This is a genomic window from Prevotella sp. P4-119, assembly GCF_002251345.1.
Taxonomy (GTDB): Bacteria; Bacteroidota; Bacteroidia; order Bacteroidales; family Bacteroidaceae; genus Prevotella.
The window spans coordinates 24,656-39,859 of record NZ_NPJB01000028.1; the positions used below are offsets into that span (position 1 = coordinate 24,656).

A 15,204-nucleotide genomic window follows, 5' to 3' on the forward strand; every position below is an offset into this window, starting at 1 on the left:
AAGACAATAGACAACTATGGGAAATCCAAAAGCATTCTTAGAGATACACCGGCAAGAAGCTGGCTATCGTCCAATACATGACCGTATCCACGACTTCGGTGAAGTGGAGCAAACGCTCAATACCAAGGAACGCAAAGCACAGGCATCACGCTGCATGGACTGTGGTGTTCCATTCTGCCACTGGGCTTGTCCGCTGGGCAACAAACCACCCGAATGGAACGATGCTTTGTATCGTGGAGACTGGGAACTTGCCTATCGGCTACTCAATGCCACCAATCCGTTCCCTGAATTCACAGGACGCATCTGCCCAGCATTGTGCGAGAAAGCATGCATTCTCAATTTGATAGAACACGAACCCACTACCAACCGAGAAGATGAAGCCTCTATCACAGAAGCCGCATTCCGTGAGGGTTATGTTATTACCCACCATCCCAAGCGCAACGGCAAACGCGTGGCTGTCATCGGAGCAGGTCCTGCCGGCCTCGCAGCAGCTAATGATTTGAATCTAAAGGGTTATGAGGTGACCGTCTATGACCGTCACGAAGCTGCCGGAGGTCTGTTGCGTTATGGTATTCCCAACTTCAAACTCAACAAGGCCATTATAGACCGACGCATGAAAGTGTTGTATGATGAAGGTATTAAGTTTGTATTTGAAGCCGATATCGACCTACAGCATCTGTCGCTCGCCAACGAGTTTGATGCCGTAGTGATTGCCACCGGTACACCAACAGCACGCGATTTGAAGATTCCCGGACGCGAACTCAAGGGAGTTCACTTTGCACTCGACATTCTCTCACAACAGAATAGAATACTCGATGGTATAGAGTTTAAGAAAGACGAAATCGTCACCGCTAAGGGTAAAGACGTGCTCGTCATTGGTGGCGGTGACACCGGTAGCGACTGTATTGGTACAGCCCACCGTCAGGGTTGTAAGAGCGTGACACAGATAGAAATCATGCCTAAGCCACCTGTAGGACCAGAAGATCCTAAGAATCCATGGCCTGCATACCCCAGAACTCTCAAAACTACGAGTAGCCACGAGGAAGGATGCACCCGTCGCTGGAATATCAATTCACTTGAATTCATAGGCAAGGACGGTAAACTGACTGGTGTACGCGTGCAAGAAATAGATTGGAAACCCAATCCAGAGGGCGGTCGTCCACTCATGGTGGAAAAGGGAAAACCAGAGATTATCAAAGCCGAACTGGTATTACTCGCTATGGGATTCCTCAAGCCCGAACATCCACAGTATCCCAAGAATGTTTTCGTTTGCGGCGATGCTGCCAATGGCGCCAGTCTTGTGGTACGTGCATTAGCAAGCGGCAAACAGACTGCCGCCAAGGTGGATGACTTCCTCAAGAAATAACATCACAAACAATACAAACACAAAAACCATTGCGTGCAGACCGAATCCATTCGTGTCTGCACGCTTTCTTTTGCTATTTACGCTTGATAAGCATCATCGCCACGATAGGAGCACCTACCAGTGCTGCCACACTATTGACGGGCAGAGCGCCTTCAAAACCGGGCAATCGCGACAACAAACAGCATATCAACGTAAGCATAATACCAGAAAACAAGGTGGCAGGCATTAACCATCGATGGTCTGAGGTGCGAAACAAAACACGCGCCAGATGGGGTACAGCCAATCCAATAAACATGATAGGACCGCAATAGGCAGTCACTACAGCAGCAAGCAAACCCGAAGAAACGATAATCAAGGTGCGTGAGCGACGGATATCAAGTCCTAAATTTCGTGCATAATTATCTCCCAATAGCAACATGTTCATCGACTTGATGAGCAGCATACTCATAGGCAACAACACCGCCATCATAACGGTAAAGACCATAAGTTGTGTGCCACTGGTGCGTGTGAAGCATCCCAATCCCCACACCACATACGCCTTGACATCCTCTTCAGCACTGAAAAATTTCAGAATGCCTATTATAGATGTGGCAAGATAACCAGTCATCACACCGATAAGTAGCAACGTAACATTTCCCTGTACGTATCTTGCCACAAATATGATGAGTGCTAATACGAGCAATGAACCAGCCATAGCGGCAATAGTCATAGCTACATCGCCCACATAACCCAATCTACTCAATGCCACACCACCAATGGAACTGCTCAACAGCACAACGAATGCCACACCAAGCGAAGCACCGTTAGACACACCAAGCACCGACGGTCCTGCCAAAGGATTGTGGAAAACGGTCTGCATCTGAAGTCCACTCACCGCCAGACCTGCGCCTGCCAAGAGCGCCGTAAGCGTCTGTGGAAATCGTGAGTTCCATATAATATTACTCCAGATGGTAACCTCCGTGGCATCATATCCCGTAGTATCGAGTCCAAGGAGTATGTCTGTCACGGCACGCAAAGGTATCGTTACCGTTCCGATAAGGATGTTGAACAGGAAAAGGACGGCCACTCCCACAAGAGTGAAAGCCATCATGATGGCAGGACGATGTTTCACTTGTATAGCTATATTATTGTTTCAACAGATGATAGAATGTCGGTTTGTAATCCTTCGGCATGAGTTCGGGATGGAAAATGGCAACGAAATCAGCCAAAACCTTATCAGGACAGACAGGAGAAATCTCGTAATACGGTTGGCGTTTCATATTGCAATAGATCACGTGGCGGTCATTATAAGCCTTAAAGAGCTTATTACGAGGTTCCGATTTAGCAAGCGCTTCATAGGAAAAGTCACCCGGAAAACTATTCAGAATACGCCAATAGTCGGCTTGCGCAGCCTTGACATACATCGCTTCGAAGTCGATGGGCTCACCTCCGGTATTATCGTCTTGGATAACATAGTCTGCACCTGCATCACGGAAGATCTGTGCCAAATAGTTCTTTCCGCCTACAGCATGCCAGTTACCACCGTGCATTTCACCGCTAAACACAGTAGGACGTTTGTCATTAGCCTTTGCCACTTTCTCCTTCAACGCCTCATAGCGGTCGGCAATCTCCTGAAAAACAGTATTTGCTTCACGCTCCCTGCCTACGAAAAGAGCCACAAACTTAATCCATTCAGCCTGTCCCAACGGGTCGAGTTCCTTAAAGCCGAGATGTGGCACAAGCGTCACACCAGTCTCCTTGATGGCATCATAACCACCTCGTTTGAATGGCGATATGAAAATCACATCAGGTTTGGCAGCCATCACCAGTTCGGGATCAAAGTTGCCTTCCATACCTATTTTCACAATATCACCAGCTTTGACACGAGCCTTGATCTGCTTATCAAAGAGATTTTTTGTACCCGTAATACCCTTCACCACTTGCGTAGCGTCAAGGACAGTAAAGTTTGAAAGTTGCAACATGGTCATCAGTACGACACTACGCACAGGTACCTCTATCTTAGTATATCCGTCAGGAATCTCAACAGTGGCACCTCTGTTGACAAGTGCAAAACGATAGGTCATACCTTTTCCTTTCTGTGGGTCCTTCACTTCCACTAATCGGATGCCGTTACCGGGATATTCCACATGGAATCCCTTGGCATATTTTGGCTGTACTATACTCAGACTGTCGGTAGCTTTTGACAGTTCGGCAGACTGCCCATCTTGTTGTTTTTTATTGCCTGTACACCCCACTGTTACAGCAAGGAAAGCGATGAAAAGATAAATGTAGAACTTCTTCATGTTCGTCAGTTATTATGTTTGTTTTGTTATTCTTCATTCAATATAATGATCTCCAACTGTCCATTGGGCAACAACGGATGACACACCCGATAGCAATAACCAGTCAACACATCGATAAAAGCCTGTTGGCGGTCGGCGGGCACGATAGTCCATAGTTCACGTGCCAGAGTCATTTGCAGCGCCCTACGGCACACATTCTCATCACATCCAGCCTCTGCCAGCATCTTAGCAATGAAGTCTTTGTCCATCGTACAACGCTTACTATGGGTATCCAGATGTCCGGCTGCCAATTTCACCGCCTTGCCCATCATCATCACCAAACATACTTGCGCAAACTGCAATTGTTGCGCAATCTTCAAGGTATCGCCGATATAGTTGCCATACTCCACAAAACACTGTGCTGGCAATGTTGGAAAGCGGTTGCGAACCATTCTTTCGCTTTTCGCACCGCTATTGATAACAACCGTATCAAAACCTGCAGCCTTTGCCACTGTCATACATTTGCGGATGCTATCAACGAAGGCTTGCTCTGAAAAAGGTTTGATAATGCCCGACACACCAACGATACTGATACCGCCCTCAATGCCTAATCGTGGATTAAACGTATGTTGTGCGAGTTCTTCACCTCCCACTACAGACAGCGTCACACATACCGATGCCTCATGAAGATTACGGTGTATCATCTGTCGCGGCACCTTGTTGATGGCAGCTTCACCTGGTGGATAATCAAAACCAGGAAGTGTGAAACGACCGATACCCTCACCACCTTTGATGGAAAGCGGCTGTCCTGTACAGGTCACCGCAGCACGTATTTCCGCTCCTTTGGTAATATCAGGGTCGTCACCACTTGGTTTGATCACATACGCATACCCCATGCCATAACCCACCGCCACAGGTATTGTCTCACCGTTGGGCAGCATGACATCGACCGTATCGGTTTGTTGTTTGCCCATCAACTGACGATAGGCAGCCACAGCAGCAGCAGTAGCACAAGTACCCGTAGTCAGCCCGCTATGTAGCGGAAAGAACTCAGGCAACAGTTTTTCTACCATCAATCGCAGTCCATGTTCACCGTTTACACTCTGAAACGACTGCGGCATAGCAGGTCTGCGGATAGCAATCATCTTCATATTGCGCCGTCTGGCTTCATCCACCTTTTGTTGGAAACCACCCGAAAGTCCGCTCTCCTTCAGTATCATGACATCTGCATGGAGTTGATTCTCCTGTCCGTATCGGATGAGTTGATCCATGCCAACACCACAAGCCAAAGCCTTGATCAGGCTCGATGGTCGGTCCAGAATATGATAATACATCTTGATGCCATGGTTTTCCAATACTTTCAACCGGGCAATACTCTGTACCCCCGTAGTGGCTTCCACTATCGTTCCAGATTGTTTGCTCAATAGTTGTACCACGTCGTCATAGGAATCTACCCATGTGATGTCCGTGTCACGTGGAGGAAAGATGCGTTCAAACCTGATGACGGGCAACCGCAATTGATTTGCCACCCTTGCCACCGTATGGTGCAGTATGGTGGCAAAAGGATGGGCAGCATCCACCAGCAGACGTATCTGCTTCTGTTGACAAAACGCCAACATAGCCTCTTCTGTCATGGCACCTTGTATGGCAATGCCATGACAAAGTTCCACTTCCTGCTCTCCCGTCTTCGTGGAATAGTAGAAAATGTTACCAGCCTCTTCCAGTTCGGCAACGGCTTTTCGTCCTTCTGTGGTACCTCCCAATACCAGTATCATTCCTTTGTAGCTTTTCTAAAAAGATGTGTAAAATGACTGCTGTATAGTTCCGACAATCCATGTCGATTATCGATAGCCTCTCCCACAACAATCATGGTGGTCAATGTCAAATGGTTATCTTTGACAATAGCAGATAGCTGATCGAGCCTGCCGCGGTAGATATGCTGGTCAGGCCACGTCAGATGGTAGCATGCAGCAACGGGTGTATGGGGCGGATACTCCTGCAACAACTGCCGTTGCACATCATCCACAATAGCTGCACTGAGGAAGATGCACATCGTACTTTGACTTCGTGCGAGGAGATGCAGTTTTTCCTTTTCAGGCATAGGCGTACGTCCTTCACCGCGTGTAAGTATTATCGTTTGACAACGCTCAGGTATGGTAAACTGCGAGCGCAACTCTGCTGCAGCCGCCAAGAACGATGATATGCCCGGTGTGATATGATAACTGATGGCATTGTCATCAAAGAATGCCATTTGTTCCTGTATAGCTCCAAAGATACAAGGGTCTCCCGTATGGAGTCTCACCACTAAGAGTCCACGGTCGGTAAACGATTTCATCAGTTCGCATTGCTCTTCCAATGCCATCGAAGCACTACTTCTCACCACGGCCCCATCCTTCGCACAGAGCGTGAGTTCGCGCGGTACAAGACTGCCAGCATATAATATAAGGTCTGCTGTCTCTAAAAAACGGCGTCCGCGCACAGATACCAAATCAGGATCACCGGGGCCTGCCCCAACTATTTCCACGTGTCCACGACGTTCATAGCGAGGTTCGACAGCCATGGCAAGTGTCCAGTGTGTACCCTTCTGCTTGGTCATCAACAAGTCGTTGGTGGCTGCTCCCAACATAGCCGCAGCTTCACAAACGCTCTTAGTGCCTACGTGGTTTTCCACCACTGCGCTGGGTGTGGGCACCTCCTTGGTATTGAGTTCGTCGGCAGTCAATAGTTGCACAGGCGCTTCTTCCTGTAGTTTTCGTATGATAGGTTCGTCAGCTTTCACATCAATAGTATGCCAAGCGACAATTGCCTGCTGCATGATGCGATGATCACTGATACACTTGCAGATGCTTTGCAAGTGAGTGATGGGCGCTTGATGTGCCAGTCCGATGCCGGCATGCAGGCACTTAGGCGAATACCACACGGTCGGCAATTGAGTTTCGGGCATTACAGGTCCCACCACCAAAAGTAGTTTATAGCGTTCCATGTCGATGTCTTCCGCATGATAGAACACGCTGACGTGTGGCAAGCAATGGCTTTCCATCCAGTCAGTACCCTTGTCTCTTGTTTCCAACAACAATGCGGTAGGCTGTTGAGCAACAAACAGAGCAATCTGTTGATTGATGTGTGTATCAGCCATGACCCATCCAAAGCGTTGCGCCAATATGTCGAGAGGCCACAAATCATTTAAGTCACTCTGCGTAGTGATGACAGCTTCTGCCCCTATGATATGTGCAATATGCCGGGTGAGTTCGTTGGCACCCCCCACATGTCCTGATGCCACGGCAATGGCATGGCGTCCGCAGGTATCTACACAAACCACTGCAGGATCAGTATGCTTGTCTTCCAAGAGCGGTGCTATCGTACGTACACAGATGCCCAGCGCGGCAATAAATACAAAAGCCTCGTAGTATTTCCAGCTTTTTTCCACGTCTTTTACCGACAAGATATCGGCATCGGTCTCTCTGGCCATCGTTTCTGCCAGCATCCGCTGATCTTCCGAAAGGATAATTATTGCTTGATGCATTTCCTTATTGTTATAGGGTTATAATCGTTAAGTGTCAGGTGTAATGGCGTTTGTGGTGTGAGCGGAAGGCTCTGACAGGCTTCTTCAAAGAGTCTGTTGCTCTCTTCCGTCACACAGTTCATCACCATACAGCCTCCCGATGGCAACACTTCACAGAGTTTTGCCATCATTTCTTTGAGTTTTCCGCCATGTCCTCCGATAAACACACTGGTAGGTTTGGGCAACGTATCAAGATGCTGCAGCATGAAATCGCCTATGACAGTCTGTATGCCTGGAGTACCAAATCGGCGCGTATTCTCGCGCATGAGCGCCTCCCCCTCCTTTCTTATTTCAAATGCCACAATATCTATTGTGGGATAGAGCCGTTTGGCTTCTATCGATATGCTACCAGTACAGAATCCCACATCCCACAGTACACTATCGGCATGGAGTCCCAGCTGTTGGATGCTCAACAGTCGGAAGGGCATCTTGGTAATCATCTTGGGTCTGCCATCAAGTATGGAGAATTCCTCGTCGGGTATTCCCATGGGAACATTTTCACGGAATTCTTTCTGCAACAGTATGCAGCAGTTTGGTTGTGCAAAAGAGAGCGATGCCGCCTGTTCAATACTGATTTGACAGACATGCTCCGTCTGTGGGTTTCCCAAGTGTTCGCCAATGGCTATTTCGTAGTTGTCATAACCATAGTCCAGCAAGTGCTGTGCAATGGTAGCCGGCGTATGGTGACGGTCTGTGAGACATCCTATCTTCTGTTTTCCAGTTATCAGTGCCGCATCGAGGGCATTCCATGGTCTTCCTGTGAGCGATACAAGCGTCATGTCGTGATAGGGCAAAACGAGTCGATGTGCCAACATTTGGAGGGAATGAAACGTGGGTACGACGCGGATTGGAGCCTCAGGAAACTGTCTTTTCAACGTTGTTGCAAAACCATAGAATAATGGATCGCCAGATGCAAACACCACGATGTGTCCCTCACATGCCATATATTGCCTGAACACATCCGCAAGCGGAACGGTGATATCTATCCACTGTGCACCATGTGGCAACCGTTCCGCCATGATTTCATGATGTCGGCTTCCTCCCGAAAACACCGTCGATGTAGCGATAAGCTGTTCCACTTCTGAAGGAAATACTGGATTGGGATGGTCGTTGATACCTATGACTGTAAACTGTAACATCATCGATTGTGTTTTATTATAAATCTCTTCCCGGCACGAGTTGAATGGCGTCGTCGAGTGTCATGATGGCATTACACAGTGTTGCAGCAATATTACTGCCACCCTTGCGCCCTTCAACAATGACCTTGGGTACGTCAGCAAAACTCTTCACCATATACTTAGACTCCTTCACATGTACGAATCCAACAGGTGCAGCCACGATACCTTGCGGTCGTGCTTTACCCTTACGCATCAGTTCGCAAAGTTCGATAAGTGCTGTAGGTGCGTTGCCAAAGGCAAATAGTGCATCGGGATGTTCCTCCACAGCCAGTCGTATGCCCGCCTGTGTCCGTGTGATATGCTGTTGGGCTGCCATCTGTTCCACTCTTGAATCGTGTAGATAGCACTTCACTTCCAGTCCTAACCGTTGCAAAGCACCCTTGCGTATGCCGCTCTCCACCATGGTGACATCGGTCACGATGGTCTTGAGCTTTCCTTGTCTGATACGCTCAAAGATGCACTCCGCAGCACCCTGATCTGTATAGAGCACATTCTCCATTTCGAAATCGGCAGTGGTATGGATGGCATGTAGCAGTAGCCAACGATGGTCGGTGGGATAGTCTTTGCGGTGCAGCTCTGATAGAATAGTGTGAAAACTCTCGGTCATAATACCCGCACCTATCGACTTTTCACTCTCTTTCTGACCGTATTTCTGTATATATCCACGCGGTGTTATCATCTTGTCGGCAAAGGCAAAGGTCTGCGAATTACCTATGATGACGATGGTCAGCATGTCAATATCATCCGGATTGAGCTTTCCGAGCGTGGTAAGCACTACCGTTTCGCCTTCACGACCAGCCTGCCTGACATAGCCGACGGGTGTTTCTGGACTTCTGCCCGCGTTGAGGAATATCTCCTTGAGACGTCCCAACTGCCAATAGCGCTCGTTGGAACGTGGGTTATAGACGGCAGTCACAAAGTCTGCCTGTGCTGCCGCAGTGATGCGACGCTCTATAAGATTCCATGGAGTCATCAGGTCAGAGAGTGAAATCACACAGAAGTCGTGACTGACAGGAGCGCCCAACAAGGCGCCTGCCTTCTGAAAAGCGGATATGCCCGGATGCACGATAACCTCTACATCCGACTGACTTTTCGCCTTCATCTCCCATATCAGCGATGCCATGCCATAGATGCCGGCATCGCCCGATGACATGACAATCACCTGATGGCCCAGTTCTGCCTGTTGAAAAGCTATTTTCGCACGCTCATACTCACGCTTCATTCCTGTGTCGATACACTGTGCGGTATCGGGCAGCAAGGGTTTTATAAACTGGAAATAGAACTTATATCCCACCACGACATCGGCTTGTGCGAGGGTTTCTCGCACAGCCATTGTCATGTCGTCCATACTTCCCGGACCTATTCCTACAACGATGATTTGTTTCATAACTTAATTTTTAATCCAGCTACCAACATACGTCCCGGTGAATAGAGTGCATAGCGTCGCAGGCTGCTGTCTATTCGGTTGTCCGTCTTGTTGAATATGTTGTCTATACCCAAACTGGGCTCTACGGTCAGATGGCGAGCCAGCGAGAAGGTGTGTGTGGTATTGATATTCCACACCCCATAGCCCGGTGCATCCTCGTAAGCCGCATAATAGGTTTTCGATTGTAGTCTGCCATTGACATTAGCCGACAAGCGGTAGATGCCCCAAGCGCGGCTATAACTTACCGACAGCGTAAGTGCATTCTTGATACTGCGGTCGAGAATCTGCCATTCGTCGCCCGATTTCGATTGTGCATAGGTATAGGCATAGTTCACATTGAAGTTGAGTCCATCGACAGGATTAGCGTAGATGTTGACCTGTAGTCCTTTCACATCACCCTTGTCGCTATTGACATAGTGTGCATAAGACGTCATTTTGTTGGCTTGTTCATCTGTCATTTCAGGAAATTCAGCCTTCAGCATCTCGCGCAATGGGTCAGTGAGCTTGATATTATCCTTGATAATCATGTCGTTGATGCGGTTGATATAACCCATGACCGACAGCGAGAAGCGGCTAACGCGATATTCTGCTCCCAGCGATACATAGTGGCTGGCTTCCGATTTCAAGTTTTTGTTGCCAAACGACACCTGTGGTTTTCCGCGATTGACAGAGAAGTAACGGTAATAGAGTTCGTCGAGTCCGGGAGCTCTGAATCCGTTGCTATAGGTTGCTCTGAGTCGTATAGGTCCGTTGCTAAACATCAGTGCCACCTTTGGTGTCAGTCTGCTACCAAACTCCTTATGGTAGGTATAGCGTGCACCAACGGTAGCTTTGAGGTGTAGTGGCAATGCCATTTCGTGCTGTCCATAGCCAGAAAGGGTATAGGCATTATTGTCTATGTTTCCTGATGTAGTCACCAACATATCGTTGCGCCAATCAACACCGAAGATGGTTGTAGAGTTTTGGGTGAGTCCGAGTATGGCTTTCACCTCGCCATCCATGGTGCGTTGCTTCTTCGACTGCACATAATCGCCCACCTTGTAGGTTTTGGTTTCTACGTCATACTCCTTTCCATAGCGGTAACGATCTACTGTAAAATCCGTCTGAATGGAGTTTCTTGAGTTCCATTTGTATATTCCTCCCACATTCCAGCGCAGCGATTTATAGCGCATTTCATAGTCGAGACCACCGGTGATGTCGGGGTTTGTATTGGGACGGTCTGTCTTTTTATATCCATACTCCATACCCGCATTGAATGCCAGTTGCTTGGTTGTCTGCCAAGTGAAGCGCTGACTGACCAGATTGTTTCTATATCCAGTAAACAAGGGCGACAGCGATTGCTGTGTTTTGTCCTCTTCTCCCTTCACATATTCCAGTGGGTTGATGCGATAACTGTCTGCCCTATCGTGTGAAAAGGAGGTGTATGATCCGAATCCATGGCTATAGATATCTACATTGACCTGCTCGGTAAACTGTCCTTTCCCACTTACCCGCGAGTTGGAAGTGGCACTGACAAGATCGCCTGTAGGTTGGTCTGTGATGATATTGATTACTCCTGCGATGGCATCGCTGCCGTACAGTGAACTTGCCGCACCGTCGAGCACCTCTATACGCTTCACTCTTGCCATGTTGATGCGATTGAGATCTGCGTTGTTGGAGATGTCTCCACTGAGTTTATGTCCATTGATGAGGATAAGAATATACTTTCCTCCGAGTCCGTTCAAACGGAGTTGCGACCCCATGGCATTAGGTGCCATGGAGAGTTGCGGCATGGTATGTGTGAGCGCATCAGCAAATGTAGTGATGCCTTGCTCTTTGATTTCCTTCGCCGAGAGTACGTGCACCGGTGTAGCAGTGACTCCCAAACGCTGATGATGCCCCGACCCCGTCACTACAACGGGATTGAGGCTCATCTGTTTGTCAGCATCTGCCGATCCGCTTTTGCTGTGGATCTGTGCCGATGCAACTATTGCGTTTACTGATAAGGCGAAGATAACGAGTAGTCTGTTGGTCTTCAAAGTTTATCAGATTTTATGTTTGTTTCTTGTTTATTCGGGGTTCTTTGAGTGATAGTAATCCACAGTTTCAGCGTTCTTGGTGTGTGCTTTATAGAGTGCGCGGACATTGGCAAACTCAAGCAGACCCTTTACAATTCCCTTGTCGTCTGTATAGCTATCGTCCTCGATGGTGTATCCCATGTGTTTGAAATACATCTTCCAACTGGTGTCTTCAACCTCACCTTCGTCGTTGGTCTCAAATCCATTGTCCCAAGCATCGTCGTCACCAGCCATATCGTTGTGGGCGTGGTCACCGGCGATAGACATCAGCGGAGCGCAATATACCTTACCGCTGGTGATGCCATCGTTGGCCATGCGCTGGTGAACGTGAGTTTTGAAGTTCTCCTTCATATCAACAGTTCCTACATAGTAGTTAGAGTTGTAAGCCTTCAGGGCTGTTTCCAACTGGGTGTAGCGAACATTGGCTTTGTAGGTATCGTAGGTGTCGGGGTTACCGTGACCCATGAACAACAAAGCGCCTTTCTGTGCATAAGAACTGAAGTTGTCGTTGAGTGCCTTAGCCAACTTATTCACGTCTGAAGGATATTCAGCCATCAGAGGATAGCCCAGCTTAAGGGTCATGGTGCTCAGATACTTATCGTCGAGGTCGCCGTTAGAGTTGTTAGCGAAGTCTTTCATAGCGTTGATGACACGTGTGTATTCTTCTCCGGGAATCACCTGCATAGACTGAACGATGATTTCCTTATACTGCACACGTCCGAAAGCCTCCAGCCAGTATTTTGGCTCATAGAAGTTGCGGGGCTTTACGTGTTCGCCAGCCATAGCACGGTTGATACAGATAGCTGAAGAGAACGACAGATAGACGTCGTAACCAGGGAATTCTTTCTTGTATTCCTCTACGGTAAGGTCGAAAGCATCGTATGCCTGCTGCCATGTCGAACCGAATGCAACGACGAGAATAGCCTTGTCGTTTTTCTTCTGTGACTTAACGGTAGCATCTACTTCCTGCTGGTAACGCTCCATGTTTGACGGTTGTCCGCCCTTGGAGTCATCGTCGTCGTCACCACAAGCAACGAATGTTGAGGCAGTCAGCAATGCTACGGCTGCCATCATGAGAAATTTAATCTTCTTCATTGTCTTTTTGTTTGTTATAATGTTGATTATTAAAAATGTTTCTAATCTTCTTTCCTTTCGCAAATCTGACAGTCAGCGAGGCGAAAAGCGTAGTACCCGATGTATTGGTACCGAGGTGTAATCCGTGTGGAGTTTTATCCACATAGTTGAAGATATTATCCACTCCAGCCTCTATACGGTAGGTCATGTGTTTGCTTTTTCCAAGGTCGTGGGTGGTGCTGAGACGCCATATCTGGTATCCCTTACCGTTGCCGTTGGTCTGATAGTAGCGTTTGGTTGACATCTTGCCATAGATGCCGACACCCATCTGATAGTTGGTGGCAAACTGATGGTTCCATGTAGCGAAGACGTTGGCTTTATGGTGTGCCATGCCGTCGATGGTGACATTGACCATTCTGTCGTGTGTGGTGTCGTAGATATTGGCTTTGGTATCAAGGTAACTATACCCTGCCCCGATACTCAGATGGTCTGTGGTGTATCGCAGATTGACATCCACACCATAGGTTTTGGCATCTTCCATGTTGTGATAGCGACGCACTTTACTGAGCATCTCACCATACTGTTGGCGGTAAACGTCTGGTGCTTCGCTCTTGGGTATGGTTACCAAGGCTATCATATCATCCACCTTATTATAATATCCCGTAACAGATACGTTGAAATGACCTATGGTATATTCGCCGTTTAGCGAGAAGTAATTGCTGGTTTGTGCCTTCAGGTCTGGATTTCCCAAAAACAGAATGATGCCGCTCATGTCGCGTGCATACTGGTAATTGAGCTCTTTGATGGTGGGTGTCTTAAATCCCTGGCTCCACGATGCTCTAAGTCTGAAGTCGCCAAGTTTAAGCATGGTAGAGAGTTTGGGGGTAAGTTTCCATCCGAAACTCTCGTTGCGGTTGAGTCGAAGTCCGGCTGTCACCTGGAGGATGTGCAGCAGTTGGAGTTCGTCTTGCACATAGATGGCCTCGGTATTATCGTCAGCGGTGCGTCCTTTGATGCTTGCAGGAGCTTTGAGATAATCGTAGCGTGCCTCAATACCGGCGCTGAGTTTGTTGGTTGGGGTGAGTGCAAACACACCTTTTAGATTAAACATGGTGCGCTCCTGATTGCTCATCAGCAGTTTTTGTCCGGTGAAATAGGGATAGTCGAGAATGAAGTTGCCATCTTCATCAAAGCCTTCTGCCAGTGTTGTCGAGGTGAAAGCGTGGTAATAGGCATGTTTGTTCCAACTGACATCTGCCGTGACGAGGTCGCCGCGATTAGTGGTCCATTGCATGCCGGCAACGGCTGAAGCGTTCTTATACTTTAGGTCGTAGTTATAGACATCATATTTGGGATATTTGCCGCTCTTGCGGTATATACCCTTCTGATACCATGATCCTTCGGCATAGAGTTCTAATTGTTGGGTGGGATTCCATGCCAACCGCTCTGCTATCTGCCAATTGGTAAACTCGTTTGCAGTTTTGCTTTTCGAGTCGGTGACGGGTGTTGCCGAACTTGGTGTATGTTCGGTGGCGGTATTCTGCCATCCGTCGTTGTGCTGAAGTTGAAAGTTGGTATATGATTTCCATTGTCCAAAGCGCAAGGCAATGCCGTTGTGCTGTCTCACATCGTTATGCGATCCGTAGCGTGTCTTGTTTTCAAGCATCATGCCTTCATTATGCTTACGGGTGATAATATTGATGACTCCGGCTATGGCATCGCTTCCATAGAGTGCCGACGAGGCACCCTTGACAATCTCGATGCGCTCAATATTGTTGGGGTCGATAAGTCCGAGGTCGTTTTGTCCGCCTACATCACCATGCAGGCGCTTACCGTCGATGAGTATTAGGATATAGGAATTGCCCAGTCCGTTCATCTGCATTTGCGATCCCATGTCGCCCTGTTCGAAGTCGAACGATGCTGACAACTGGGAGAGTATGTCTTCGATGCTGCGTCCGGCAAAGGTTTTCAGCACCTGCCGATTGATGACGGCTCACCCGATAAACCAGGGGGATTAAGCATATAGCTTTGTAAGTCTGAAAAGAAAGAACTTTATATCCGTTACTCCCCTTAAAGCAGCTCTAAACGCCTTAATTTTAGCATTGAATGACTCTGCAAAAGCATTAGTTGCCCTATTGACAAAGAAGTTCAATACTTCATCATAATGCTCGTAAAGCGTGGCGGCAATAACATTGAAACTCTTAAAGCCAGAGTCGTCCACTTTGTTATACCAGCGTGCAAGCGAGAGTCTTGCAGCATCTTTGACGGTATTCTTGGAAA

At 48.1% G+C, this 15,204-nt stretch carries 11 protein-coding genes; 1 reads left to right on the forward strand and 10 read right to left on the reverse strand.

Annotated features, from left to right (window positions below; all coding sequences use genetic code 11):
- The first annotated feature begins 16 nt into the window (after positions 1-16).
- Entirely contained in the window at positions 17-1,366 is a 1,350-nt protein-coding gene (locus CIK89_RS03175; protein WP_094389995.1) for a glutamate synthase subunit beta, read from the forward strand.
- Between the two features lie 73 nt (positions 1,367-1,439).
- Here the strand turns inward: CIK89_RS03175 and CIK89_RS03180 are convergent, their stop codons facing one another.
- From CIK89_RS03180 to CIK89_RS03225, 10 genes are all read right to left on the reverse strand, one after another.
- Positions 1,440-2,477, reverse strand: coding sequence for an iron chelate uptake ABC transporter family permease subunit (locus CIK89_RS03180; protein WP_371591505.1), 1,038 nt, complete (start codon positions 2,475-2,477; stop codon positions 1,440-1,442).
- Positions 2,478-2,490: 13 nt separating this feature from the next.
- The gene (locus CIK89_RS03185) at positions 2,491-3,648 is read right to left on the reverse strand and encodes an ABC transporter substrate-binding protein (protein WP_094389997.1); all 1,158 of its coding nucleotides are present in this window, start codon (positions 3,646-3,648) and stop codon (positions 2,491-2,493) included.
- Positions 3,649-3,674: 26 nt separating this feature from the next.
- Positions 3,675-5,402 carry a cobalt-precorrin-5B (C(1))-methyltransferase CbiD gene (cbiD, locus tag CIK89_RS03190; RefSeq protein WP_094389998.1) on the reverse strand — a complete coding sequence of 576 codons (1,728 nt, stop codon included), beginning with the start codon at positions 5,400-5,402 and terminating at the stop codon, positions 3,675-3,677.
- Positions 5,399-7,150: a precorrin-4 C(11)-methyltransferase gene (cobM, locus tag CIK89_RS03195; RefSeq protein WP_094389999.1), complete on the reverse strand. Its 1,752-nt coding sequence runs from the start codon at positions 7,148-7,150 to the stop codon at positions 5,399-5,401. The genes cbiD and cobM overlap by 4 nt, the downstream gene beginning before the upstream one ends.
- Positions 7,135-8,331, reverse strand: a complete 1,197-nt coding sequence (cbiE, locus tag CIK89_RS03200; protein ID WP_094390000.1) for a precorrin-6y C5,15-methyltransferase (decarboxylating) subunit CbiE — start codon at positions 8,329-8,331, stop codon at positions 7,135-7,137. Before cbiE ends, cobM begins: the two co-directional genes overlap by 16 nt.
- A gap of 13 nt (positions 8,332-8,344) precedes the next feature.
- Entirely contained in the window at positions 8,345-9,754 is a 1,410-nt protein-coding gene (gene cobJ, locus CIK89_RS03205; protein WP_094390001.1) for a precorrin-3B C(17)-methyltransferase, read from the reverse strand.
- Positions 9,751-11,811, reverse strand: a complete 2,061-nt coding sequence (locus CIK89_RS03210) for a TonB-dependent siderophore receptor (RefSeq protein ID WP_094390002.1) — start codon at positions 11,809-11,811, stop codon at positions 9,751-9,753. The genes cobJ and CIK89_RS03210 overlap by 4 nt, the downstream gene beginning before the upstream one ends.
- 30 nt (positions 11,812-11,841) lie before the next feature.
- Positions 11,842-12,945: a sirohydrochlorin cobaltochelatase gene (locus CIK89_RS03215; protein ID WP_094390003.1), complete on the reverse strand. Its 1,104-nt coding sequence runs from the start codon at positions 12,943-12,945 to the stop codon at positions 11,842-11,844.
- Positions 12,932-14,911, reverse strand: coding sequence for a TonB-dependent siderophore receptor (locus tag CIK89_RS03220; protein WP_094390004.1), 1,980 nt, complete (start codon positions 14,909-14,911; stop codon positions 12,932-12,934). The genes CIK89_RS03215 and CIK89_RS03220 overlap by 14 nt, the downstream gene beginning before the upstream one ends.
- Before the next feature lie 27 nt (positions 14,912-14,938).
- Positions 14,939-15,204, reverse strand: a 266-nt coding sequence (locus tag CIK89_RS03225; RefSeq protein ID WP_144007337.1) for a transposase, incomplete at its 5' end; no start/stop codon positions are given.

Excerpts from the sequence above, each read along its gene's own strand:
- CIK89_RS03175 (WP_094389995.1), top strand. The coding sequence starts at position 17 with ATGGGAAATCCAAAAGCATTCTTAGAGATACACCGGCAAGAAGCTGGC.
- CIK89_RS03185 (WP_094389997.1), bottom strand. The coding sequence starts at position 3,648 with ATGAAGAAGTTCTACATTTATCTTTTCATCGCTTTCCTTGCTGTAACA.
- cbiD (WP_094389998.1), bottom strand. The coding sequence starts at position 5,402 with ATGATACTGGTATTGGGAGGTACCACAGAAGGACGAAAAGCCGTTGCC.
- cobM (WP_094389999.1), bottom strand. The coding sequence starts at position 7,150 with ATGCATCAAGCAATAATTATCCTTTCGGAAGATCAGCGGATGCTGGCA.
- cbiE (WP_094390000.1), bottom strand. The coding sequence starts at position 8,331 with ATGATGTTACAGTTTACAGTCATAGGTATCAACGACCATCCCAATCCA.
- cobJ (WP_094390001.1), bottom strand. The coding sequence starts at position 9,754 with ATGAAACAAATCATCGTTGTAGGAATAGGTCCGGGAAGTATGGACGAC.
- CIK89_RS03215 (WP_094390003.1), bottom strand. The coding sequence starts at position 12,945 with ATGAAGAAGATTAAATTTCTCATGATGGCAGCCGTAGCATTGCTGACT.